Source organism: Hymenobacter sp. (assembly GCF_036388155.1).
Classification (GTDB): domain Bacteria; phylum Bacteroidota; class Bacteroidia; order Cytophagales; family Hymenobacteraceae; genus Hymenobacter.
This window is the reverse complement of record NZ_DASVSI010000065.1, coordinates 1-25,847: the sequence shown is the minus strand read 5'-3', so window position 1 is coordinate 25,847 and position 25,847 is coordinate 1. Positions and strand designations below refer to the sequence as shown.

Sequence of the window (25,847 nt, the reverse complement as noted above, 5' to 3'; positions counted from 1 at the left end):
TAACTATCCCATCCCGCCCATGTACAAGCGCTGCTGTTTTTTCCTCTGTCTGGCACTGGCTTCGCTGGTGGCCCAGGCGCAACCCTCGCCCGCCAGGCCGCCGGTGGATGCCCCGAAAATGGCGTGGTGGAAAGACGCCAAGTTTGGCATGTTCATTCACTGGGGCGTGTATTCGGTGCCGGCGGGCACCTACGACGGCCAGCGCATCCCCGAAATCGGCGAGTGGATTATGAACCACGGCAAGATTCCCGTGGCCCGGTACCGCGCCTATGCCCAGGAGTTCAACCCCGTGAAATACGACCCCGAGGCCTGGGTGCGCATGGCCAAGGACGCCGGCATGAAGTACATCGTCATCACCTCCAAGCACCACGACGGCTTTGCCCTCTTCGACTCGAAAGTGAGCACCTGGGACGCCGTGGACGCTACGCCCTACGGCAAAGACCTCCTCAAACCACTGGCCGATGCCTGCCACAAGCAGGGGCTGAAACTCGGCTTCTATTACTCGCAAGCCCAGGACTGGAACCACCCCGGCGGCCGGGCCTCTGGCGGCACCTGGGACCGCGCCCAGGACGGTGATTTCGACACCTATCTGGACCAGATTGCCGTGCCCCAAGTGCGCGAAATCCTCTCCAATTACGGCGACGTGGACATCCTGTGGTGGGACACGCCGCAGGAAATGACTCCGGCCCGCGCCGCCAAGTTCCAGCCGCTGCTGGCGGCCCACCCCCGGCTGATTACCAACAACCGCCTCGGCGGCAACCAACCCGGCGACACCGACACGCCCGAGCAGTTCGTGCCCTCCACGGGCTTCCCGGGCCGCAACTGGGAAACCTGCCAAACCATGAACGACACCTGGGGCTACAAGTCGTACGACACCAACTGGAAGAGCCCGCAATTCCTCATCCGCAACCTGGCCGATGCCGTGAGCAAGGGCGGCAACTTCCTGCTGAACGTGGGCCCCACGGCCGAAGGCGAAATCCCGGCGCCCAGCGTGGAGCGCCTGGCCGCCATTGGCCGGTGGGTGAAAATCAACCGAGAGGCCATCTACGGCACCACGGCCAGCCCCTTCCCGTACCTGTCGTGGGGGCGCGCCACCCGCAAGGGCCAGCAGTTGTTCCTGCACGTGTTCGACTACCCCGTCAACGGCCAATTGCGCGTGCCGCTGGGCAACAAAATCAGCCGGGCCTACCTGCTGGCCCAGCCTGCCACTGCGCTGGCCGTCACGCCTGGCAAGCAGCTTTCCACCATCAAGCTGCCCGCTACCGCGCCCGACCCCAACATCACCGTGGTGGTAGTAGAATTTGCCGGCGAGCCCCAGGTGGCGCCGCCGCCCGTGAAAGGCAAAACCGCCACGGTGTCGTCGCAGCTCTCGCCCACTGAAGGAGCCCAAAGCCTGCTCGACGGCGACCGGGAAACCCGCTGGACGGCCGCCAAAGGCGAACGCAGCGCCACCGCAGCCGTCAACCTGGGCAAGCCAACCAGCATTTCCTGCTTAATCGTGGACGAGCCCTGGCACCCCTGGGAGCGCAAGAGCCAGCAGCTGCAACTCCAGTACAAGCAGGGCAGCGAATGGAAAACCGCCACCACCACCAAAACCGGCGGCGCAGGCCACATCGAGAAATTCAACCCGGTTACGGCCCAGGAATTCCGCTTGGTGGTGACCAATGCCACGAATGAGCCTTCGCTGCTGGAGTGGCAGCTGTATGGCGCTGAATAAGTCAGTTCAGGCACCTTGGATGTAATGTGCCTAGGCCACTTGGCAGCAGCGCTGGCGTGAACAGTGGTTCAAAAGGAAGTCTGATTGAAAAAAGTAAGTACTCGTTGAGTTTAACGACCGTGGCCCTTGAACCACAGCAGTTGGTAAGAACGGTGAGCATCGTTACCAAAAAGCTCGGGCGTCGGGCAGCCGCGCTAACAGCCCCCTTCATGCGTGCGGGAAACCGCGCGACTGGAGCGGCCCTGCGTTGCCTACGATACGCCGGCGGCGCGGTGGCTGATTACGGCTGGGCCGAAGGGGTACCAATCAAGCTGGTGGTACCCGACACAATTGCCGGTGCCGCAACGAGCATCACCGATTGCCAAGGGTAGCCCATCGACTGTATCTGGTGTCTGACCGCGGTGCCTTGCCGCTTGTAATGGGGTGAATCTTAGCGGGCACACCACGTGCGACCGGTGTGCCCGCATCCGCGTAAAACGATGATTGTCTATCATTTAGCAACGAATGAAAGGAAGAAACGGGTCCACCGCTTGTGACGCCAGCATATTTTGGCAACCGACCGCTACGGGCATGGTTCAGTAGGGAGCGCTGCGTGCCTTATGGGTAGTGCTAAAAGGTTTTTGCAAGTATGGTACCCGTATACTCTTACCTTTAGTCTATCTTATAGTCTATCTTACGGTCGGCACCACTTTAAGAAATACTGATGTTGTTCCGCGTAAAGAGCCTGGTGCTCGTCCTCCTCGCTTTTCCGCTGCTGCTTGCCGCCCAGAATCGGCAGGCGTTGTCGAACCACAAAGCCAGCAAACAGGCCAAAGCCGTGTATGCGTACATTAATGACATGTACGGCAAGAAAATGCTGTCCGGGCAGATGTGGGCCAGTTGGGGCATCGACGAACTGAAATACATTCAGGACAGCACGGGCAAGCAGCCGGCCCTGCGCGGCATGGACTTCATCGACCGCCGCCAAAACCAACAGGAAGTGCAACGCGCCATCGACTGGTGGAAAACGGGCGGCATTCCGACCGTGATGTGGCACTGGGGCGCGCCGAGCGTCGGACAAGGCTATGAGAACAGCAAAAAGCCCGTCAGCATCGACAGCATTTTCATCGAAGGCACGCCGCAGCACAAAGCCTTTTGGGCGGAGCTGGAGGAGAAAGGCGACCTGCTCGAGCAACTGAAGAAAGCCAAGGTGCCGATACTGTGGCGGCCCTTTCATGAGTTGAACGGCAACTGGTTTTGGTGGGGCAAGCAGGGACCCGACAACTTCAAACGCCTCTGGATTACCATGTATGAGTACTACACCAAGAAACGGAAGCTCAACAACCTCATTTGGGTGCTCTGCTACACGGGCAAGCCCGACGCAGCCTGGTACCCCGGCGACCAGTACGTGGATATTGCTGGCGCCGACACCTACAGCCGAACCAATGCCCCGCAGGCACCCATGTTTCAAGCAATGCAGGCCATAGTCGGCGACCGGGTTCCCATTACGTACCACGAATGCGGCATTCCTCCCAATCCGGATTCCTGCCTGAGCAAAGGCATCATGTGGTCGTGGTGGATGGAATGGCACACCAGCCATTTGCAGCGACTCGACCCGAAGTACTTGCGCTACGTCTACCAGCACGACGCGGTCATCACCAAAGACGAAGTGCCAGACATCATGAAAGCGTACCGCCGGCGCCGGCGCATTTGATGGCTGGGTGAATGGCCGACAACGAAGAATTGCCAGCTCTCGTCAACCGAACCTTGTGCGCGGCCGGGCCCGCAGTCGGCCGGTGTGTAGAAAAGCGCATGCGGCTGAAGCCGCCGCCCTTGGCGGCCACGGTGCTGTCATGCCACTGGCTTGTGAAGGCAAGCATGCACAGTGAGCAGCTCAGCCGGGCCAGCGCGCTTGCACCGTCGCCGGCGGCCGGGCCTTGGCAGCGGCGGCTTCCTGCACAAGGCGTTGCCGCTGCGCTTCACTTTCCGCCCCGCGCAGGCGCAACTTCCGCCCTGTTTCTTCCGGGCACGCGCTTATCTCATGGAGCCAGGCCGGCGCCCGTTAGCCGGCCACTTTCGAATCCTGCAAAGGGACCTGGGGTGCATTCGTTGTCCCCCGTAAAGTCTTCCCCACTACCAACGCATCAACCCCATTCGCTATGAATAAAAGGAGTATTCAGCTGCTCAGCATCGGCCTGCTGACTGCCACGGTTGCGGCTGCGCAACAAGGCAAAAGCTACGAGGTGAAGTCGCGCGACGGCAACGTCTCGGTGAAAGTGGAAGCGGGCGACCAGCTGCTCTGGTCGGTGCAGCACAAAGGGCAGCCGTTGATTACGCCCTCGGCTATTTCGTTGGAATCGACGAAGGGCGTGCTCGGGAAGAACCCCAAAGTGACTTCCGCGCCCGTCAAACAAGTAAACACTACCATCAAAGCCCTCAATTACAAAAAGGCCAGCATCATCGACCAATACAACGAGCTGACGCTGAATTGCAAAGGCGACTACGGCGTGGTGTTCCGGGTGTATAATGATGCCGTGGCCTACCGCTTCTTCACCAGGAAAAAGGGCGAGCTGCTCGTGAAAAACGAAGAAGCCACCTTCAATTTCCCCGGTGACCAGAAAGCCTTCCTTCCCATTCAATGGGACTACCGGGGCGGCCAGAATTTCAACTCTTCGTTCGAAGCGCTTTACCGCGAAATCAACCTGTCGCAGTTCCCGAAAGACTCCCTGGCTTTCCTGCCGCTGCTGGTGGAGGCCGGCCAAAACAAGAAAGTCGTGATTCTGGAGGCCGACCTGGAAGACTACCCGGGCATGTACCTCAACAATCAGCCCGGCGGCAACGGCCTCAAAGGCGTGTACGCGCCCTACCCGCTGGAAGTGCAGAACAGCGGCTACAACAACATCAACCTGATTCCCACCAAGCGGGCCGACTACATTGCCAAAACCACCGGCACCCGCAACTTTCCCTGGCGCGCCATCGCCATCAGTGAGCAAGACAAAGAGCTGCTCAACAACGACATCGTGCAGAAGCTGGCCGCCCCGAGCCGCATTGCCGATGCCAGCTGGATAGAGCCCGGCCAGGTGGCGTGGGACTGGTGGAACAGCCGCGACATTACGCACGTCGATTTCAAGGTGGGCCTCAACACCGACACCTACAAGTATTTCATCGATTTCGCGGCCGCCAACAAAGTGAAATACATTGTGATTGACGGTGGCTGGACCCCGCAGCTCGACCTTTTCCAGGTGCGGCCCGAGCTTGATTTGCAGCAGGTTATCGACTACGGCAAGCAGAAGAACGTGGGCGTGGTGCTGTGGGCGTCGTGGAATGCCGTGGTGCACCAGATGGACAAAGCCTTTCCGCACTACGCGAAAATGGGCGCCAAGGGCTTTAAAATCGACTTCATCGACCGGGACGACCAGGTGGCCGTGGCTTCGCTCTACCAGATTGCCCGAAAAGCCGCCGAACACAAGCTGCTCGTCGATTACCACGGCTCGTTCAAGCCCACCGGCCTGCACCGCACCTACCCCAACGTAATGGGTTACGAAGGCGTGAAAGGCCTCGAAAACTACAAGTGGGCCGACGAAGACCAGCCCCGCTACGCCGTCACGATTCCGTATATCCGGATGATGGCCGGCCCCATGGACTACACGCCGGGCGCCATGCGCAACGTCAACCAGCTTAACTACCGCGCCATCGGCAGCCAGCCCATGAGCAAGGGCACCCGCTGCCAGCAGCTGGCCATGTACGTCATCTACGAAGCACCCCTGCAAATGCTGTCCGACAGCCCCACCGCCTACCAGAGAGAGCAGGAGTGCACCGACTTCATCGTGAAAGTGCCCGTCACGTTCGACGAAACCGTGCCGCTCGACGGCAAAGTAGGCGAGTACGTGGCCCTGGCCCGCCGCAAAGGCGACACTTGGCACGTCGGCGCCATGACCAACTGGACCCCCCGCGACCTAACCCTGGACTTCTCGTTTCTGCCGGAAGGAACCTACGAAGCCGAAATTTTCAAGGACGGAATCAACGCCGACCGCAACGGTACCGACTACAAGCGGGAAGTTATTACAGTGTCGAAAACGACCAGGCAGCTCGTAAAGCTCGGCCCAGGCGGCGGTTGGGCGGCCCGCATTTACCGGAAATAAAGCTGTTTTGGTGTGCACCTCCCTGCTCCCTCTCGGAAGAGAGGGGCGGGGGGCGAGGCGCGCCGCAACGCAGCTAAACGGCGATATTTCTGTCAAAAGGTGGCAAGCCAGAGCGGTTTCGGAGCCAGCAGGCAGCAGCTGACGCGGCACCAGTGCCGTCGGGTGGCCCCTGAACCGTGCCGGGTCTACCCCCGCACCAACGCTTTGTTAATCTGGCTCACCAGCGCCGGGCCCTCGTACACAAAGCCCGTGTACAGCTGCACCAGCGACGCGCCCGCGGCTAGTTTTTCCTGCGCATCGGCCGCCGAGTGAATGCCGCCGGCGCCGATGATGGGCAGCCCGCCCTGGCTGCGCTGGTGCAGGTAGCGAATGACTTCGGTGGCCCGCGCCCGCAGCGGCCGCCCGCTCAGGCCACCTGCCCCCAACGCCGCCACCTGCCCGGCGTCCGTGACCAAGCCCTCCCGGCTGATGGTCGTATTCGTCGAAACCAGCCCGCTGAGGTTGGTTTCGCGGGCTATTTCGAGAATGTCGTCCAGTTGCGAATCGGTCAGGTCCGGGGCTATTTTCAGCAGCAGGGGGCGCGGTTGGGCGCGGCTTAGGTTGCGGGTCTGTACCTGTTGCAGCAAGCGTATCAGGGGTTCTTTCTCCTGCAGCTGGCGCAGGTTGGGCGTGTTGGGCGAGCTCACGTTCACCACAAAGTAGTCCACCTCCTCGGCCAGCGCTTCGAAGCAGGCCACGTAGTCCTCGGCGGCCCGCTCGTTGGGCGTGTCCTTGTTCTTGCCGATGTTGCCGCCGATGAGCAGCTGCCGGTTCTGGCGCTGCGCCAGCCGCGCCGCTACCACGGCCGCGCCGTCGTTGTTGAAGCCCATGCGGTTCACCAAGGCCTCGTCCTGCGGCAGCCGGAACAGGCGCGGCTGCGGGTTGCCGGCCTGTGGCCGGGGCGTCACCGTGCCAATCTCCACAAACCCAAAGCCCAGCGTCGCCAACTCGTCGGTGAGGGCCGCGTTCTTGTCAAACCCCGCCGCCAACCCCACCGGATTAGGAAATTTTAGCCCAAATACCTCCCGGACCAGGCTCGGATGCTGGAAGTCGTACAGGCCCCGCAGCATCGCCTTTGCCCCCGGCAGGCGGGCCGCGCGGCGCAGGTTGTCGAAAACCAGGTGGTGGGCGCGCTCGGCGTCGAGGTTAAACAGTGCAGGTTTGACGAATGCCTTGTACATGTGCGATGTTAGCGGGCCCACCCCTCGCGGCCAGGGCTGCCCAAGTGGGACTACTCGTACACCTCACCGGGCCGGCAGACGAGAACTCCCCGGCTCTGGCAGCTGCCGCCGGAACGTGGCGGCCCGCCAGCTGAGGCTGCGGAATAAAGAGCTAAAATTAAGGGCGACTGTGCTTGCTAAGCAATTGCTTGCGCGAGCCATAATTTTTTTACTGCCAGGAAAGAAGGGCAAAAAGCGCTTCGTTTAGCCCGTTAGGTCTGAAATAAAAGTTGAGAAAAGCAGCGCGAAAAAAAATCAACATTACCGATGAGTTGCCGGGCGCAACAATGCCGTAATTTTGCATCGTGCTTCACCCCAATAACCAATTGATGAAGTGCGGGACGCCGAACAACGACCCGCAGCGAGACCGGAAGGTCTTGTTCTCCATCGGTTTTTCCGATTTTCAGTTCGTTTTTTCTGGTTGTTGCCTCGCTACCGTTTCGGATTCCGAAACGGTTTTTTTATGTCCATTGCCTTCGTTGGCTGCTGCCTTGCGGCCCCTTCAGCCTGCATAATTCCCACGCAGTGTAAGCCCGCCGAAACCAGATAGTCTTACCCGGCTTTTACTACTGACCACCTCCTTAACTTTCCTCAACCATCGGTATGGCACGCAAAGACCTGCTCGACATCGCATCCCTTCACCGTGAGGAAATCGAGTTCCTGCTCGACCAATCCACGTCGTTTAAAAAACTGTTCACCCGCTCGGTGAAAAAAATCCCCGCCCTCGAGGGCAAGTCCGTGCTCATGCTGTTCTACGAGGCCAGCACCCGGACGCACTCCTCCTTCGAGGTCGCGGCCAAACGCCTCTCGGCGGAGGTGACGAACTTCAACGTCGACCATTCCTCCATCACCAAGGGCGAGTCGGTGCGCGAGACCATCGAGACGCTTCAGGCCATGCGCACCGACTACATCGTCGTGCGCCACAGCCACTCCGGCCTGCCCGGCATGATTGCCCGCCAAACCACGGCGTCGGTCATCAATGCCGGCGACGGCGCGCACGAGCACCCCACCCAGGCCCTGCTGGACGCCTTCACCATCAAGGAGAAATTCCCCGACCCCAGGGGCAAAAAAGTCCTCATCATCGGCGACATCCTCCATTCCCGCGTCGCGCGCTCCACCAGCACCCTGCTGCAAAAGCTGGGCGTCGAGGTGGCGTACCTCGGCCCGGGGTCGCTGGTGCCCAAGTACATTCCGGAAAGCATCCGCCGCTTCACCGACTATGAGGCAGCCATGGCCTGGACGCCCGACGTGGTGTACTTGCTCCGCGTGCAGATGGAGCGCCAGGATGTGCAGTTTTTCCCCAACGTGCGGGAATACCACCGGGTCTACGGCATCACCAACGCCCGGCTGGCGGAAATCAGCGACAAGGGACTTTACATCATGCACCCCGGCCCCGTGAACCGGGGGGTTGAACTGTGCGACGCCGTGATGGACTACGAGCGCAGCCTGATTACCAACCAAGTCGAAAACGGGATTTCCGTTCGCATGGCCGTTCTCGACTGGCTCACGCCGGGCGGGGATTTTCCGAAGCAGGAAGCCTATGCCGCGCGGCAGCAGGCTAGCCCAACGGTGATTACGCCCTAAACGCCGGACGTGGCGGCTGGTTCCGCCCGTGTATTTTCTTTTCCAACAGTCAGAATACCCCAACCCCCTTGCCGGTTTACAGCACTCCTCCCCCCATGCTCCTCCTTCAAAACGCCCGCATTGCCTCCGAAAACTCACCCGTGCTGCTCGAGAGCGATGTCCTGATTGTCGAAGGAAAAATTCAAGACATCGGCAAAAGCCTGGACATTCCCGAGGGCGCCCGGGTCATCGACGCGTGTGGTCGCGTGCTGATGCCGGCCATGTTTGACGCCCACGTCCATTTCCGCGCCCCCGGCTTTGAGAACAAGGAAACCATCACCACCGGCAGCGAAGCGGCCATTAATGGCGGCATTACCGGCGTGGTGATGATGCCGAACACCCGCCCGGCCCTCGACTCGGCGACTGCGGTGGCCACCGTGCTGGAAAATGCCAAGGACCGGTCCCGCATTCCGGTGTACACCTCCGGCTGCGTCACCAAAAACCGCGAGGGCAAGGAACTGGCGGAAATCGAGGGCATGCGCGAGCTCGGGGTGAAGATGCTCACCGACGACGGGGACACCACCAAAGACCCGGCGGTGCTGCTCCGGGCGATGCAGTATGCCACCGAGTTTGGGATGTTTTTCGCCAGCCACTGCGAGGTGCCGGAGCTGGCCGGCCCACGCGCCCTGAACGAAGGGGTGATGAGCTACCGGCTGGGCATCAAGGGCTCGCCGGCCTGCGCGGAGGAAATCATCATCGACCGCGACATCCGCCTGGCCCGGGCGGCGGGCGCGCACGTGCACATCCAACACGTGTCCAGCAAGCTCGGCATGGAGACCATCCGCTGGTGGAAATCCCGGGGCGATGTGAAGGTGACAGCCGAAGTGGCCCCGCACCACCTGATGTTCACCGACGAGCACATCGGCGACTACGACACGAACTATAAAATGAACCCGCCGCTGCGGACGCAGGCCGATTGTGATGCCCTGCTCGAAGGGCTCAAAGAAGGCGTATTCGACCTCATTGCCACCGACCACGCGCCGCACACGCCGTTCGAAAAAGCGCAAGATTTTATCAGCGCGCCCAACGGCATCACCGGCCTGGATACGGCCCTGGTCTCGCTCTACCACCACTTCGTCGAGCCCGGAAAATTCGGGTGGGACCTGGTGGTGAAGCGCTACTCGGCGGAGCCCCGCCGCCTGATGGGCCTGCCGGTAGCCGCCGTCGAAGTCGGCCAGCAAGCCGAGTGCGTCTTGTTCGATACCGAAGCGGAAACCACCTTCACGCGGGAGTTCATGAAGTCTAAATCTCAGAACACGCCCTTCATCGACCAAACGCTGAAAGGCCGGGTAGACCTGGTGATTTTGGGTACGGAAATCCTGCTGGAGCGCTAACCGTTAGGGGTTTGTGGGTAGTATAATGTCAGGCTTCGATAAGCGGCCGCAAGATGAAGCATGACGCAGCCTAAAAGTCGCTAGAACGGCTTTAACACGTTTTATTGGCTAACCGGGCATGCCCAGCCCATTCTGTAAGGGACCTCAGGAGTACTGTTATAGGGTGCTTACCCCGGAATTCCCGGGCTTTCCTTTAAAGGTTTAGAAGGTCACGTCCAGCCCTGCCGTGAGCAGGCGGGGCGTGCTCACGCGGATGCCCTGGGGGCGGCGCGAGGCGATGTAGCGCGCGTCAGTGAGGTTTTTGCCGGCGAGGCTCAGGCGCACATGGTCGCCGGGCAGGCGGTAGAGTACGGTGGCGTCGAGCAAGCCGTAGGCGGCTAGGCGGCCGGTGCGGCCGTCGGCCGAAGGGAGGATGGTATTGAGCTCGTCGGTGTACTGGCGGCCCACGTAGGTGCCGGTCACGCGCACAGTCAAGCTGCGCAACACTTCGGCGCTTAGCCCACCAGACAGCAGCACGCTCGGGGCATAGGGGGTGCTGTTGCCCTTGATGTTTACTGGGCGGGCGTCGGAGCCCGTGACCACGCGGTCGTCGGCGTAGGTGGCGCGCACGTAGGTGGCCTTGGCGTCGAGCGCCAGCGAACGGGGCAGGCTCAGCAATTGCCCGACGTCCAGTAGCAGGCTGCCCTCGGCCCCCTGGTGGCGGATGGCGCCGCCGTTGAGGAAGCCCGCCCCGGCGTTGCCCGAGGACTGCGACACCGGAATGACCTGGTTGGAGAAGTCCATGAGGAAGGCCGTGGCTTCAAGCTCGAGCCCGCGCGCCCCGCGGGCCCGCACGCCCAGCTCGTAGTTCCAGCTCAGCTCGGCGTCCAGCTGCAGGGCCACGCCCGCGCCCGTGATGGCGTCCTTGATGCGGGGCGGCGCGAAGCCGCGGTGCACGCCGGCAAATACCGTGGCCCGGTCGGTGAGCGTGTAGTTCAGGCCCGCCCCGGGAATAAGGGCCGTCACAGTGCTCGAAGCCACCACGGCCGTGTCGCGCGCTTGGGCGGGACGGCCGCGCAGGGCGAAGAGGCCGCGGCGGATGTCACGCTCGTAGGCGAACCGCTCGCCTCGCAGGCCCACCGTGGCCGACAGCCGCTCGCTCAAGGCCAGTTTATTCTGAAAAAAGGCGCTCATGGCCACGCCCGTGCGTATTTCGAAGTCGCGCTGGTCGCCGCCGCGGGCGTCGGCCTTGCGGCCCACCACGTACTGCTCCTCGGCCTGCTCGTGCAGCAGACGGGCCCCCGTCAGCAGCTCGGCGGGTCGCCCGGCCAGCTGGTAATTCACCGAGAGCCGCGGCTCTAAGCCTGCCACCTGAAACTGGCGGTTGCGGTGGCCATTGCTGTTGAGCATGTACACCGCTCCGCCCGGCACTTCGGGGTTGCCCCAGACAACGCCGGTCTGGTTGGCGGCAGTGGGGGAGGAGGAGAAGTCCTGGCGCTGCCAGTTGCGGGCGGTGGTGTAGCCAAAGGCCGTGGTGCTGAGCTCCACCCGGTCGGAAAAGCGCAGGCGGTGGCCAGCGCTGAGCGAGTAGCGGCGCACGGGCAAACGGTCGTCGGGGGCCAAGGGTTGGTAGTCCTGGCCGCCCCGCTCGTACTGGGACTGCGTCAGGCCCAGGTAGGAGGCGTTGCTGAACTCGTCGTAGACGCCCAGCTTAAGGCGCAGGGTTTGCCGCGCCGTCAGGGCCACGGTGAGCTTGGCGGTGAAGTCGTGCAGGCGAAAGTGCACGGGCCCCAGGTTGTCGGCGCGCTTGTGCAGGTAGCTGACCAGCAGGCCGGTGTTGCCGAAGGTGTTGCCATAGCTGACCAGGCCCGAGAAGTAGCCGCGCTGCCCGCCGCGCACCCGCACCGTGGTCAGCTCGGTGGCGGGGGCCTCGGCGGTGAGGTAGTTGATGACGCCGCCGATGGTTTGGGGGCCATACTGCAGCTGGCCGCTGCCTTTGAGCACCTCCACGCCCGTCATGCGGTCAATCACGGGCGTGTAGTAGAGCTCGGGCTCGCCGTAGGGCGCCAGGGCGACGGGAATGCCGTCTTCGAGTACGAGCACGGTACGTGAGCGGTCGGGGTCGAGGCCCCGGATGCCAATGTTGGCACGCAGGCCTACGCCTTCTTCGTCGACTACGTTCAGGCCCGGCACCCGGCGAAACACCTCGTTGCTGCTCACCGGCGCCAGCAGCCCGATTTCCTTGGCCGACACCCGGCTGACCGAGCCGGGAATGGCCGTGAACAGCTCCGTGGCGTCACGGCCCAGGATGGTGACTTCGGAAATTTCCACCCGGCGGGTGGTGTCGGGGGCTGCCGGGCTTTGGGCGAACGCCGCCGGCGCGGCCAGCAATAGGGTCCCGGCAAGGCCGGCGAAATAGCAAGGTAAAGGACGGCTCATTGACGGCGCAGCGAAGGAAATGACGCAAAGCTAGAGGAGCCCTCCAGGCGCAGGCCACGCAGCTGCCAAGCTTAATCCAAACGTAACGCAGTGTGAGCAGGCGCCTATAAAGGTGTGTCCGCCGCCGGACCGCTGGCAACCGCATGTTCATCAGGGAATCACCCGTGAAAAAGGTTGCGAAGCCTCATGCTGGAAAGCGCGCGAAATGCGCTATCGACCCGCTACTGTTTCGACCCTTATTCGGCATTAGGTAACATATTGGTCATATTATCAGGTCTTTACTCTTTGGTGAAGGATAAGGTTTCTAAGACATTCGGGGGGGAGTGGCCAATACTTTTGACCCGTCAAACCACGCTCACTCCCTCACTCGATGAAAACTACTTTACTCCCTCGCCGGCAGCCGTACGCGGTGCTGATTGGGCTGCTCATTCTGCTGCTGGGCCCGCTGACGTCCCCGTTGCGGGCCCAGTCCACGGACGCCTCATTTGCTGGTACTGTGGTGGACGCCAAAGGCGTGGCCATCCCCGGCGCGACGGTGGTAGTACGCAACGCCTCAACCGGCTTTCAGACCGGCGCGGCCACGGGTACGGATGGCCGCTTCACCTTCCGCCAGCTGCCGCTCGGCGGGCCTTACGAGCTCAACGTCAGCTTCGTGGGCTACGCCACGACGCAGCGCACCGGTCTCAACCTCAACCAGGGCGACCGGGTGACGGTGGACGTGCAGCTGCGCGAAGCCAGCGCCGAGCTGCAGGAAGTGGTGGTGGAAGCCAACAGCCTCACCAGCCGGGTCGACCGGCTCGGCGGCAGCACCGCCTTCAACCCCCAGCAAATTAACCGCCTGCCAACTACCAACCGCGACTTCACCAGCTTGGCCAACCTGGCCCCGACGTCCAACGGTACGAGCATCGGCGGGCAGCTGCCGTCTTCGACTAACTACCTCGTCGATGGCCTCAGCTCGCGCAACATGCTCACCAGCGGGCCCATTGGCCGGGGGCCATATACGCTTTCGCTCGAGGCAATCCGCGAGTTTGAGGTGGCTTACAACGTGTACGACGTCACCCAGGGGCGGCAGGGCGGCGGCACCATCAGCGCCGTGACCAAGTCGGGCACCAACACGCTCACCGGCTCGGCTTTCACCTACCTGCGCACCGACTGGCTGGCCAGCCCGAACGACATCCGCGGCAACAAGCGCACCACCGACTTCAGCACCACGCAGTACGGCTTTAGCCTGGGCGGGCCCATCATCAAGGACAAGCTGCACTTCTTTGTGGCCGTGGACCGGCAGCAGGAGGCGCTGCCCTTCTTCATTGCCGACATCCGCAGCGCGGCCGACGAGCAGGCCCTCAACATCAGCCGCGCCGTACTCGACAGCGTGGTGCAGATTGGCCGGGCCAAGTACGGCCTGGGCCCGCAGCGGCAGGCCGGCGCCTTCGACCGCAAAACGGTTGCCAACAGCCTGTTCGCGCGCTTCGACTGGCAGCTCAACGATAAGCAGCGCCTCACCCTGCGCAACAACTACAGCGACTGGGACAACCCGGTGAGCACCAACGACAACTCGGCCATCAACCTCTACGAGACTTGGTCGAACTTCAGCTCCCGCGAAAACAGCACGGCCCTGTCGCTGCGCTCGGCGGTGTCGAGCAAGCTGCTTAATGAGCTCAAGGTGCAGTACGTGTACTCGCGCAACGCCATCGAGCCCAACGAGCAGCTGCCGGCCGGCAACATCCCGCGCGCCATTTTGGAGGTAAGTTCCCGCCTGCCCGACGGGCGTATTGGCCGCACCCAAGTGCAGTTCGGCGGGCAGCGCTTCACGCCCGAAATCCAGCAGGTGCACCAATTCCAGCTTGTGAACACCAGCTACCTGACGGCCGGCCGCTTCAACTTTACCTTCGGCACCGACAACATGCTCACGAACCTGTACAACTACGTGTCGAACGAGCAGAACGGGCGCTTCTTCTTCAACGGCCTGCGCGAGTTCGACAACCTGAACCCCAACCGCTACGCCCGCGAAGTGCCCTTGGACGGCATCCCCGACGTGCGCCACAGCGTGCTCGACGCTTCGCTGTTTGCCCAGGGCTCCTACAACCCCCACCCGCATGTGACGGCCCAGCTCGGGGTGCGCTACGACGTGACCAGCTACCTGACGCCCGCTGCCTACAACCCCCTGGTGGACGAGGCGCTGGGTTTGCGCACCGACGCCCAGATTACCGACTGGGACAACATCCAGCCCCGCCTGCAGCTGACCTGGGACGTGGGCGGCAAAAACCGCGACCTCGTCCGCCTGGGCGGGGGCGTGTTCTCGGCCTACGTCATCAACTACGCCCAGCTCAACAACATCCAGAACGACGGCACCCAGCTGGCGGCCATCGACGTGACCCGGCCCAACAGCGGCCCCAACCCCGTGCCGCGGCCCGACTTTCCCAGTTACCGCAACGACCCCTCCACCGTGCCCGGCGTGCCGGCCGGCAGCAGCTCGGTGGCCACCATCAACCTGACGGACCCCAACTTCGAGGTGCCCACCGTGTACAAGGCCAACCTGAGCTACAACCGCATTGTGAACGAGTGGCTGCGGGTGGGCGTGAACGCGCTGGTGGCCCGCACCGACAACAACTACGTGTACCTCGACGCCAACTTGCGCGACCCCGTGTTCCGCCTGGCCAACGAGGAAAACCGGGCCGTGTTCGTGCCGGCCAACACCATCTCGCCCCGCGGCCAAACCAACAACGTGCTCAACCGCCGCGCCCCGCAGGTGGGCCGTACCCTGCTGCTCACCAACGGCGCCAAGCTGCGCACCGCTTCGCTGATTGTCGACGCCGAGATGCGCCTGCCCAAGGGCGGCGCCTTCACGGCCAGCTACACCCTCAACGACAGCCGCGACAACACTTCCTACAACGGCAACGTGGCCAACACCTCCACGTTCCGCCCGGTGAAGAGCGACCCGCGCAGCCTGGACGAGCTGAACTACTCCGACAACCATTTCCGCCACAAGGTGGTGCTCTACGCCGTGTCGCCGGTGGTGAAGGGCTTTAGCCTGAACGCCCGCTTCAGCGGCCTGAGCGGCACGCGCTACTCCCTGCTGGTGAATGCCGACATCAACGGCGACTTCGTGGGGCAGAGCGGCAACCGCAACGACCTGGCCTTCGTGTTTGACCCCAACAACCCGAGCACGCCCGAGACCGTGCGCACCGACCTCAACCGCCTGCTCAACGAGTCGGACAGCCGTTCCAAGGACTACATCCGCGAGAGCTTCGGCACCATCGCCGAGCGCAACGGCGGCGAGAACAAGGCCCTGACCGGCGTGGTGGACGTGCGCCTGCTCAAGGTGTTCAAGACCTTCAAGTCGCAGTCGCTGGAGCTGTCGGTGGACGTGTTCAACTTCGCCAACCTCCTGAACAAGGACTGGGGCGGCAACTTCAACCTCGGCAACCAGAGCCTGCTCAACGTCACCGGCTTCGACCAAGCGAAGCAGCAGTACGTCTACTCCGTAAACACCAACGTGGGCGTCGTCCAGAAAAACGGCACGCCTTATCAGATTCAACTCGGCGCCCGCTACGCGTTTTAAGCTGTTGGCTGTTAACTTATAAAAGGAACGACATGCAGAGCGCAGCGAAGCATCTCGCCTGGCGGTTCACCTCACCCCCGGCCCCTCTCCCGCGGAGAGGGGAGCCAGCCAAGTGTAGCGCGGACTCTGTAGTCCGCGTCCCCGCGCCGTTAAAGCCGTTCAGGTATCCGCCGGGGACGCGGACTACAGAGTCCGCGCTACATCCGGCAAAACCGGTACCCCCTCTTTTTTGGAGAGGGGCCGTGCCCGGCAGGGGTCAGGGGGTGAGGTTGACGCCGGGCGAGACGCCAGCTAAATACCATAGTCGGCCCGCCAGGATATTATCATTCCATTAGGCTCTAGCCTGAGCCTTTGGCAGCGTTCCGTACCTGCTTACTTTCGGCGGCTTAACTGCTGGCTGGCCTATCCCGGGCTACTTGGCCGCTCGCACCCGCTATATTCTCTTGTTTGATGAACACCTTTCTCAAAGCGACCCTGTGCCTACTTGTGTTGGCTTCGGCCCAACCGGCGGCCGCGCAGCAGCCCACCAACCCCGCGGCCCTTATTACCAACCAAACGCCTACCAGCCGCATTCTGCTGCCCAACGGCTGGTCGCTGAGCCCGGCGGGCTCGCGGGCCGCCGTGCCGCTGGGCGATTTGCCGCTGAACATGCAGCTCAGCCGCTCGGGCCGGCTGCTGGCCGTCACCAACAACGGGCAAAGCAAGCAAACCATCCAGCTGATTGACCCGCGGGCGGGCCGGGTGCTCGACGAGGCCACCATTCGCAAGTCCTGGTACGGGCTGAAATTCAGCGCCGACGCCAGCCGGCTATACGCGTCCGGCGGCAACGACAACGTGGTGCTGGCCTACCGCATCGCCCAGGGCAAGTTTGCCGGGGCCGACACCCTGCGGCTGGGGGCACCCTGGCCGAAGAACAAAATCAGCCCCACCGGCCTGGAACTAGACGAGGCTCGCCAGCGCCTGTACGTGGTGACCAAGGAGGACAATTCCCTGTACGTCGTGGACCTGAAGACCAAAGCCACGCTCAGCAAGGTGGCCCTGGGCCACGAGGCCTACGGCTGCCTGCTGGCCCCGGATAAAAAGACGCTCTACATCACGCTCTGGGGCGGCGATAAGCTCGCCGTGTACGACGTGGCTTCCGGCCGCATCACGGGCGAAGTGGCCACCGAAAATCACCCCAACGAAGTGATTCAGACCCGCGACGGCCGGCGCCTGTTTGTGGCCAATGCCAACAGCAACTCGGTGTCGGTGATTGACGCGAAGACCCGGCAGGTGCAGGAAGTCATTTCCACCGCCTTGTACCCCACCAAACTCACGGGCGCCACGCCCAACTCGCTGGCCTTGTCGCGGGACGAAAAGACGCTCTACATCGCCAACGCCGACAACAACTGCCTGGCCGTGTTCGACGTGGCCACGCCGGGCAAGAGCGCCGGGCGCGGCTTCATTCCCACCGGCTGGTACCCCAGCAGCGTACGGACGCTGGGCAAGCAGATTCTGGTGGCCAATGGCAAGGGCTTCTCCTCGCTGGCCAACCCCAAGGGGCCGCAGCCGCTAAAGAAAGCCGCCGACACCGGCGTAGCAATGGGCGCAATGGAGAAAACCGAGTCGCAGTACATCGGCGGCCTGTTCAAGGGCACCCTCTCATTCATCGACGCGCCCGACGAAGCCCAGCTCAAGGCCTACTCGGCGCAGGTGTACGCCAACAGCCCCTTTACCCCACAGGCCGAAGCCCGGGCAGCGGGCGAGGCCGGCAACCCCGTGCCCCGGGCGGCGGGGGAGGCCTCGCCCATCAAGTACGTGTTTTACGTGGTGAAGGAAAACCGCACCTACGACCAGATATTCGGCGACATGCCCGAAGGCAACGGCGACCCCGCCCTGTGTTTGTTTCCGGAAAAGGTGACGCCCAACCACCACGCCTTGGCCCGGGAGTTCGGGCTGCTCGACAACTTCTACGTCGACGCCGAGGTAAGCGCCGACGGCCACAACTGGAGCACCGCCGCCTACGCCACCGACTACACCGAGAAAACCTGGCCCACGAGCTACGGCGGCCGCGGCGGCAGCTACGACTACGAGGGCAGCCGCAAAATAGCCTACCCCCGCGACGGCTACATCTGGGACTACTGCCAGCGGGCCGGCGTGAGCTACCGCAGCTACGGTGAATTTGCCGCCTCGGGCAAAGCCACACTCAAATCCCTGGAAGGCCACATCAGCCCCCGCTCGCCCGGCTTCGACATGGACGTGAAGGACGTGGAGCGCGTGCGCATCTGGCGGCAGGATTTCGACTCGCTGCTGGCCCGTGGAGCGGTGCCGCAATTCAGCACCATCCGCCTGGGCAACGACCACACCAGCGGGCAGCGGCGGGGCAAAATCACGCCCACGGCGGCCGTGGCCGACAACGACCTGGCCCTGGGCCAACTGGTGGAGCACCTCTCGAAAAGCGCCATCTGGAAGGAGACGGCCATTTTCGTGCTCGAAGACGACGCCCAAAACGGCCCCGACCACGTCGATGCCCACCGTTCGCCGGCCCTGGTCATTAGCCCCTACACCCGCGGCGGCGCGGTCAACCACACCATGTACTCCACCTCGGGCATTTTGCGCACCATGGAGCTCATTCTCAGCCTGCCGCCCATGAGCCAGTACGACGCCGCCGCCCGGCCGCTGTTCGGCTGCTTCCGGGCCGTCGCCAACCCGGCTCCCTACCAGGCTCGGCCCGCGCAAGTCAACCTGGAGGAGCGCAACGTGGCTTGGAACAAGAGCGCGCAACGCTCCGAGGCGTTCGATTTCGCCACCGAAGACGCCGCGCCCGACCTGGACCTGAACGAGGTCATCTGGAAGTCGGTGAAGGGCGAAAACGCCGTGATGCCGGCCCCGCGCCGGGGTGCCTTCCTGCAGCTCGAGCGCAAGCGCGACCGCGACGGAGACGACGACTAATGCTGGTAGGTAAGGGAGCGGCTGAATAGAACGTTTGCGTGAACTACGTTCCGCACCATAACCAAGGTGGACGGATGCGGCCAGGTGCTAAGAAGTAGTAGCGAAACTGGACTCGGGGATATTGCCTGAAGTGCATCATTGGTTCGAGTGGTGGCTCCGCTTGTTGGCTTTACGGTGGTCACCGGCAAACACGGGCTTTTTTATATTTGCTAATAGCCAGCTGGTTCAAAAAATAACCGTGCATCGTGCTGTGTATCAGCTGCCGCTAACCCAACGTCTCATGAACGTACGCCCCCTCGCCACGCCTTTCCTCGCCACGGCTTTGTTGCTGAGTGCCTTCGGTTGCTCGAAGAAAGACGCGGCATCCCCGGCAGGCAGTACGGGAAGTTTCCAGATTGATGGCACCGCCGTCCGCGGCCAGGCCACCGCCACGCGCAGCGCGGGCAGCATCGGCGGCACGTTCTATGATTTCCTCGACCTCGACCTAACCCCGAACCAAGCCACCGGGGGCATGGACCGACTGCGCCTGCGCCTGTACAAAACGCCCGGCTCGCCCGCCGCGACCTACCGGTTGAACAATATGGCGGTCTACTCCGCGAGCAACGGCGCGCCGTACAATTTTGCCGGCACCGAATTCACGCTCACCGACGCCGGCGAAGGACGCTTCTCGGGTCGCTTCGCCGGAAAGGTCAGCGCCTCGAGTAGCGCCATTCCCGGCCCATACACCACCATCACCAACGGCGTGTTCACCACAGTACAATTCTAGCAGAAGCCATTTCAGGCCAGGGCTTGCCAACGAAAACTACGGAGGCATTCCCTCGTTTCCCTGACCGAAGCGCGTTTAGCTTCGGACCCTTTTCACAAACTAGCCTTTAGCTACTGGTGCAGCCTTGCTGATGAAGCGGTTGTTGAAGCCCTCCAACTCGACGTACAGCAGGTCCGCGTCGTCGAAAACCAAGAGGGTGCCCCGGCCCACCACTTCGCCAAGGGCCGTGCTGAGGTCCAGGAGGCGGGTGAACAGGCAGTTGATTATGGACCATAGTGCTGGCGCCTGTGGGCATCACGGTTTGTGCCGCCCTCATCATGATGGCCAGGCGAAGACAAAACGTTCAAAAGTGAACTCCCTTACTTTTTGAAGTCGCGCTCCGACAAGCCGACCGGGAGAAGCACTAGAGCCCTTGTTGCCGAAAGTGCCGCTCTTTTCAACGCGTCCGGCCCGGTAACGACCACACTTGAAGTCGGAAAGCAATAACAATTGGGGGGCTTGTCGTTTTCCTAAGCGAAGGATTACAACGACTCGTGAAATTTATGCAGCAACAACGCATGCCCGCCGTACCAAGCGCCGCCTACCGGGTCGCTATTTTGAGCCTCCTGCTGGGGCTTTTGGCACCCCAGTTGGGATGGGCACAGGTGCGGTACTTGCTCAGCGGCACGGTGCGCGGCACCGACGGCGCGGCCCTGCCGGGCGCGACCGTGGCGGTGCCGGCCCTGGGCCTGGGCACGGCCACCGACGAAGAAGGCCGCTATCGCCTCGACCTGCCGGCGGGACCCCAGGACGTGACGGTGTCCTTTGTTGGCTACCAGCCGCAGACTTTCCGCGTGAACTTGCGCCGCCCCCAGCAGCGCGACCTGGCGCTGGCCCCGGACGCCAACGAGCTGACCGAGGTGGTGGTGCAGGGCCAGCAGACGCTCGAGGAGAAGCTCACCACCACGCAGATGGGCGTCGAACGCCTCACCATCCGCGAGGCCAAGCTGCTGCCGGCGCTGTTTGGCGAGGTCGACATTTTGAAAACCTTGCAGCTCAAGCCCGGCGTGCAGAGTGGGGGAGAGGGCAGCAGCGGCTTGTTTGTGCGCGGCGGCTCTTCCGACCAAAACTTGGTGCTGCTCGACAACGCGCTGGTGTACAACCCCAACCACTTGTTCGGCCTGTTCTCGGTGTTCAATTCCGACGCCGTGCAGTCCGTGGACCTGTACAAGTCGGGATTTCCGGCGCAGTTCGGCGGGCGCTTGTCGTCGGTGATTGACGTGAAAATGCGCGAGGGCAGCCGCGAGAAGCTCACCGTGACGGGCGGCATCGGGCTCATCGCCTCGCGCCTGAGCGTGGAAGGGCCCATCAACAAGGGCAACCAAGGGTCAGCGCCAGCTAAAGGCTCGTTTCTGGTGAGCGGGCGGCGCACCTACTTCGACGTCTTCACCCGCGCCCTCAACCAGGCCAACGCCAACGACGAAACCTGGCGGCCCATCCCGGACTACTATTTCCACGACCTCAACGCCAAGGCCAACTACACGCTGGGCGAAAAAGACCAGGTGTTTGCCACCGGCTATTTGGGGCGCGACGTGTTCGGCTTCAACTCGTTTGGCAATCTGCAGGCCGATTTTTCCTGGGGCAACACCCTTGGCACGCTGCGCTGGCAGCACACGTTTTCGCCCCGGCTCACGGCCAACACGCAGGTGGGCGTGACCAGCTACCGCTACTCGCTGGGCAGCCAGGTCGACGTGGCGTCCTTCGGGCTGACGTCCACCATCCGGGACCTCAACGCCCGCGTCGATTTCGACTACGCCCTCGACTCGGCGCACCAGGTGCGCTTCGGGGGCAGCGTCACCCACCACACCTTTGGCGTGGGCCGCCTGCAGGTGGAAACGGACGACAACTCGCTCAACATCGACGACAACATTTCCTACCCCGCGGTGGAAGCGGGCCTCTACGCCAGCGACAACTGGAAGGTGAGCGACAAGCTCCAGGCCGAGCTGGGCCTGCGCCTGAGCGGCTTCAGCAGCGGCGGGCGCGCCTACGGCGGGCTGGAACCGCGGCTGGCCGCCCGCTACGCCCTCACCCCCACGCTGTCGGTGAAGGCCAACTACGCCCTGATGTACCAGTACGCCCACTTGGTGAGCAATACGGGGGCTTCCTTGCCCACCGACATTTGGTACCCCACGCGCCTGAGCGTGAAGCCGCAACGCTCGCAGCAGGTGAGCACGGGGGTGAGCTGGCTGCTGTTTGGCGGCAAGTTTCTGCTGACGGACGAGGTGTACTACAAGTGGGCCGCCAACCAGATTGATTTCCGCGACGGGGCCCAGATTTTCGCCAACCCCAACCTCGACCAGGAGTTTCTCTTCGGCCGGGGCTGGAGCTACGGCAACGAGCTGTACCTGGAGAAGAAGGAGGGCAAAACCACCGGCTGGATTGGCTACACGCTGGCCTGGGCCTGGCGGCGGTTTCCGCCCCAGCGCGGCACCACCGGCATCAACGACGGCCGCGACTACTACCCCAGCTACGACCGCCGCCACAACCTCAACGTGGTGCTGCTGCATCAGCTCAACACGCGGCTGAGCCTGACGGCCAGCTTCGTGTACACCAGCAGCGCGCCGACCACGCTGCCCGCCGGCCGCTTCCCGCTGCAAAACGTGCCGGGCGGCGACATCCTGGCCGTGCCCGTGTACCCCGACCGCAACACCTACCGCCTCATTCCCTACCACCGCCTCGACCTGGGCGTGGTCTGGAAGCTCCGGCCCGTGCGCTTCGGCACCGAGCGCGACCTGACCTTCAGCGTGTACAACGCCTACGACCGCCGCAACGCCTACTTCGTGTACTTCGAAGTGCTGCGCAACCCCACGACCGACTTAATTGATGGCTTCAGGGCCCAGCAGGTGTCGCTGTTTCCCATCATCCCGTCGGTCACCTACAACTTCAAATTTTAACCCCGCCGCATGAAAACGAAGCAATTAGTGGCCGCGCTGGGCCTGGGCAGCCTGCTGCTGGGGGCCGCCGGCTGCAACCTGGAAAACGAAATCGATGTGGTGCTGCCCGCCTACACGCCCGAGCTGGTGGTGGAGTGCTACCTGCAGGCGGGGGAGGTGCCGCGCCTCACGGTGGTGGAGTCGGGGGCGTACCTGCCCACCACGGTCGGCACCGGCCAGCCCACCATCACGCTGCCCACCGCCACCACGCCCACGCTGGGCCTGGGCCTGCCCAACGGCATCACCATTCAGCTGCCCGTCGACGTCACCGCCCGCCTCACGCTGCCCAGTGGCCAGGTTGTGCCCCTGCGATTCGCGCCGGGCATCGACCCAGTCACGCGGAAGGTTTTCACCCACATCGGCACGGCGCCGCTTGCCATGCAGCCGGGCCAACGCTTCGCCCTGGAGGTGCGCGACACCCGTAACCACCGCATCACGGGCACGGCCACCGTGCCCACCTTTGTGCCGATTGACTCGGTGCGCTACGGGTTCAACGGGCTGAGCGGCTCCGACCGGCAAGCCAACTTCATTACCCGCTGGACCGACCCCGCCGCGAGCGCCGACTATTACTACCTGCTGCTCAACAACGCCAGCGAGCCCAACGACGACTCGGGCGACTACCTCATCAACGACCAGCTGTTCAACGGCCAGACCTACACCGCCCCCACCACCTACCGCTTCACGCCCGGCGACACCCTGACCGCCACGCTCTTCCACCTGGAGCAAGACTACTACAACTTCCTGCAGAGTGTGGATGGCGCCGTCCGGGCCAACGGCAACCCCTTCGCGCAGCCGGCCCGCATCCGCAGCACGGTGCAGGGCGGCCTGGGCGTGTTCGCCGTCCTCGTGACCGACCGCCGGACGGTGATACTGCAGTAGATGAGGGCAGGAGGCCTTGATACCCGACAAAAGGGAAACCAAAAAACGGCGTCCGTAAACCGAGTGTTCAACTCACTTTACTACAAAAGGCCCCAAAAACCTGCGTTTTTTGGGCCTTCTGGTGAGTGCCCAAGAGCGTTCAAAAGAGAAACCAATTTTGAACAGGGCAGTAAGGGAAACCCTAATCCATTCCCCGACAGCAAGGAATTACAAAGCCAGGGCCTGGGCCACGGTGTAAGCATTGTGGCCTGGGCCGGCCTGCGACTGGTAGCCGCTGAATTTGTTGCACACGGCGCACGGATGGTCCAAGCCCCGTTGCCGGCAGGCCTGGTTGAGGGCGGTAGGCACCGCCGCCAGTGCGGCCTCGTACCGGGCCAGCAATTCGTCGGGCGGGGTGCTGAACAGCCCCACCACCGGGCTTTGGGGCAGGCAGCACAGGTGCACGGTTTTCTGCGGGCCGTTGTAGAGCAGGCCCGATTGCTTGGAAAAGCAGGCCCGGCCGGGCCAGCCCACCGGCAGGTGCTTTTGAAAAAAATCTTTTTTGTGGCCCGCCTGGCCCACGGCACCGCGTCCCGTGGGAATGCTCATGGGCAGTAGGTGCAAGCGAGCCACGCCTTTGAACTCGCGCAGGGCGGCGGCGGCGCGCTCGTTGACCGTGTCGGGATTGACCAGGATTTCCAGCCGTTGGCGCCCGAGGATGGCGAGGACTTTGCGGGCCGAGGCCGCGCGCAAGGTGGTATAAAGCACCAGTTTGCTCACAAAGGGCGAATCGCGCACGCGGCGCGCCAAGTGTTCCACGTAGCCGGGGCGGGACATGAGTTCGCCGCCGTAGAGGTGCAGTTGCAGGGGGCGGCCGTAGCGGGCGCTGCCGGCGGCCAGCAGGGCAAACAACTCCTCCTCGCCGGCGTCGGGCCAGCCGGGGGCTTTGCCCGGCAGCGAATCCACGCAGCAAAACTCGCACATGTACGGGCAGTCCCAAAAGGGCACGAAGAACACGCGGTCCAGCACGGGGCGGTTCAGGTAAGCGTAGAGGGTGACTTTGGGTTCGACCATGGGGCAGAGCAGCGGAAGCTGAAGCAGGCACAAGGTAATGGCCCCCTCTTCAACTCGTCAGTAGTTGCAGGCGGAACCACCCAGCGACCCGGCCAACGCACGCACAGGCCGGGCGAAGGCAATGAAAGAATTGCATTTTTACGGGGGTATAAATACTCTGTAGCACCCAACAAACACTCTTTTTTTACACTTTCTAAATGAAAGGTGAATCTACCTTTATAGCACCCTTTGCTACCATTCTTTACTTATTGCTTCCGACACGATGCCCTTGCACCCGTTATCCTTTTATCCCACTTTACTCAGAATGGTCTTTGATGAAACTGGAACTGAAATGGCGATAGGAACGGGCTTTTTCTATGAGCACAGCGGCAACTACTATCTCATCACGAATGGACATTGTGTTACGGGTATCAACCCTGAAAACAACACACGAATCTCTAGTCACGCAGGCTATCCGACCGTGGCTAGCGTGGGGCTTCTAAGCTCGCATGAACAAACTATCGTTAATCTAAAAGACCAACCTCGGCCAATTGGCATTACAAACTTTAAGATTCCACTCTACATGGATGAGCATTACGCTCAGCCTACTTGGTTTATTCATCCCGAGCACGGCTATCGGGTCGACGTCGTTGCTATTCCAGTTTGCAAGGTAAACGAAGTGCCTTCCCATTTGAGCATCTTTCCCTTGAACTCATATCCATTCGAAGTGGAGCCTGAAGTGGGCGATGAGGTATTTGTTCTGGGATACCCATTTGGTATAACTGACCCATTCGAAATGCCCATCTGGAAGAAAGGCAGTATTGCTTCTGAGCCATTTTTTTCCTTTAAGGGCTTGCCTATGATGTTAATTGATACCGCCACGCGCTCCGGGATGTCAGGCTCACCTGTCATTATAAAAAGAATAGGGGTCCACGGCCCAGAGGAAGATGAGCGTTTTGGCACAGCTTCTGGGTTTGCTGGTGTTTATTCGGGACGCTACGGAGTGGAAAATGATAAACTGGGTAGAGCTGACGTACAGTTAGGAATCGTCTGGAAACAGGAAGTTATACAGGAGATAATTGTAGGAAAAGCTCAGGGCACAATTGCATTTCAGAATTTATAATCTATGCGAGCCGCCATCTATGCCTGCGTGTCAGCCTGCGACGAGGCTAAGAATTGAACGACTAGGTGCACTAACTGCGCAGTAGTGATGACTACTTCCTGTAACATGGA

14 protein-coding genes are annotated in these 25,847 nt (G+C 62.3%); 11 read left to right on the top strand and 3 right to left on the bottom strand.

The window, feature by feature from the left end; all coding sequences use genetic code 11:
- The first annotated feature begins 19 nt into the window (after nucleotides 1-19).
- The 3 genes from VF629_RS09085 (at nucleotide 20) to VF629_RS09075 (ending at nucleotide 5,838) form a co-directional block, all read left to right on the top strand.
- The gene (locus tag VF629_RS09085) at nucleotides 20-1,717 is read left to right on the top strand and encodes an alpha-L-fucosidase (RefSeq protein ID WP_331058155.1); all 1,698 of its coding nucleotides are present in this window, start codon (nucleotides 20-22) and stop codon (nucleotides 1,715-1,717) included.
- A gap of 703 nt (nucleotides 1,718-2,420) precedes the next feature.
- Nucleotides 2,421-3,410: a glycosyl hydrolase gene (locus VF629_RS09080; protein WP_331058154.1), complete on the top strand. Its 990-nt coding sequence runs from the start codon at nucleotides 2,421-2,423 to the stop codon at nucleotides 3,408-3,410.
- A gap of 445 nt (nucleotides 3,411-3,855) precedes the next feature.
- Nucleotides 3,856-5,838: a glycoside hydrolase family 97 protein gene (locus VF629_RS09075; protein WP_331058153.1), complete on the top strand. Its 1,983-nt coding sequence runs from the start codon at nucleotides 3,856-3,858 to the stop codon at nucleotides 5,836-5,838.
- Nucleotides 5,839-6,023: 185 nt separating this feature from the next.
- Here the strand turns inward: VF629_RS09075 and VF629_RS09070 are convergent, their stop codons facing one another.
- Nucleotides 6,024-7,058, bottom strand: a complete 1,035-nt coding sequence (locus tag VF629_RS09070) for a quinone-dependent dihydroorotate dehydrogenase (RefSeq protein WP_331058152.1) — start codon at nucleotides 7,056-7,058, stop codon at nucleotides 6,024-6,026.
- Nucleotides 7,059-7,700: 642 nt separating this feature from the next.
- On the opposite strand from VF629_RS09070, the gene VF629_RS09065 reads away from it, so the two are divergent.
- Both VF629_RS09065 and VF629_RS09060 read left to right on the top strand, forming a co-directional pair.
- On the top strand, nucleotides 7,701-8,681 hold the full coding sequence (locus VF629_RS09065) for an aspartate carbamoyltransferase catalytic subunit (RefSeq protein WP_331058151.1): 981 nt from the start codon (nucleotides 7,701-7,703) through the stop codon (nucleotides 8,679-8,681).
- A 95-nt stretch (nucleotides 8,682-8,776) separates the two neighbouring features.
- Nucleotides 8,777-10,054: a dihydroorotase gene (locus VF629_RS09060; protein ID WP_331058150.1), complete on the top strand. Its 1,278-nt coding sequence runs from the start codon at nucleotides 8,777-8,779 to the stop codon at nucleotides 10,052-10,054.
- A 201-nt stretch (nucleotides 10,055-10,255) separates the two neighbouring features.
- On the opposite strand, the gene VF629_RS09055 is transcribed toward VF629_RS09060, so the two are convergent.
- Nucleotides 10,256-12,472 carry a TonB-dependent receptor family protein gene (locus tag VF629_RS09055; RefSeq protein ID WP_331058149.1) on the bottom strand — a complete coding sequence of 739 codons (2,217 nt, stop codon included), beginning with the start codon at nucleotides 12,470-12,472 and terminating at the stop codon, nucleotides 10,256-10,258.
- 370 nt (nucleotides 12,473-12,842) lie between these two features.
- Between VF629_RS09055 and VF629_RS09050 the strand changes: the two genes are divergently transcribed.
- The 5 genes from VF629_RS09050 to VF629_RS09030 all read left to right on the top strand — a co-directional run bounded on the left by VF629_RS09050 (nucleotide 12,843) and on the right by VF629_RS09030 (nucleotide 23,582).
- Nucleotides 12,843-16,034 (top strand): TonB-dependent receptor, encoded by a 3,192-nt coding sequence (locus VF629_RS09050; protein WP_331058148.1) that lies wholly within the window; start codon nucleotides 12,843-12,845, stop codon nucleotides 16,032-16,034.
- Between the two features lie 450 nt (nucleotides 16,035-16,484).
- A complete protein-coding gene (locus tag VF629_RS09045; RefSeq protein ID WP_331058147.1) occupies nucleotides 16,485-18,965 on the top strand; it encodes a bifunctional YncE family protein/alkaline phosphatase family protein in 2,481 nt (826 codons plus the stop codon).
- 280 nt (nucleotides 18,966-19,245) lie between these two features.
- On the top strand, nucleotides 19,246-19,731 hold the full coding sequence (locus VF629_RS09040; RefSeq protein ID WP_331058146.1) for a hypothetical protein: 486 nt from the start codon (nucleotides 19,246-19,248) through the stop codon (nucleotides 19,729-19,731).
- 557 nt (nucleotides 19,732-20,288) lie between these two features.
- Nucleotides 20,289-22,664 (top strand): TonB-dependent receptor, encoded by a 2,376-nt coding sequence (locus tag VF629_RS09035; RefSeq protein ID WP_331058145.1) that lies wholly within the window; start codon nucleotides 20,289-20,291, stop codon nucleotides 22,662-22,664.
- Nucleotides 22,665-22,673: 9 nt separating this feature from the next.
- Nucleotides 22,674-23,582 carry a DUF4249 family protein gene (locus tag VF629_RS09030; RefSeq protein ID WP_331058144.1) on the top strand — a complete coding sequence of 303 codons (909 nt, stop codon included), beginning with the start codon at nucleotides 22,674-22,676 and terminating at the stop codon, nucleotides 23,580-23,582.
- A 207-nt stretch (nucleotides 23,583-23,789) separates the two neighbouring features.
- On the opposite strand, the gene VF629_RS09025 is transcribed toward VF629_RS09030, so the two are convergent.
- Nucleotides 23,790-24,635 carry a hypothetical protein gene (locus tag VF629_RS09025; protein ID WP_331058143.1) on the bottom strand — a complete coding sequence of 282 codons (846 nt, stop codon included), beginning with the start codon at nucleotides 24,633-24,635 and terminating at the stop codon, nucleotides 23,790-23,792.
- A 304-nt stretch (nucleotides 24,636-24,939) separates the two neighbouring features.
- Between VF629_RS09025 and VF629_RS09020 the strand changes: the two genes are divergently transcribed.
- Entirely contained in the window at nucleotides 24,940-25,737 is a 798-nt protein-coding gene (locus tag VF629_RS09020) for a serine protease (protein WP_331058142.1), read from the top strand.
- Nucleotides 25,738-25,847: the final 110 nt, after the last annotated feature.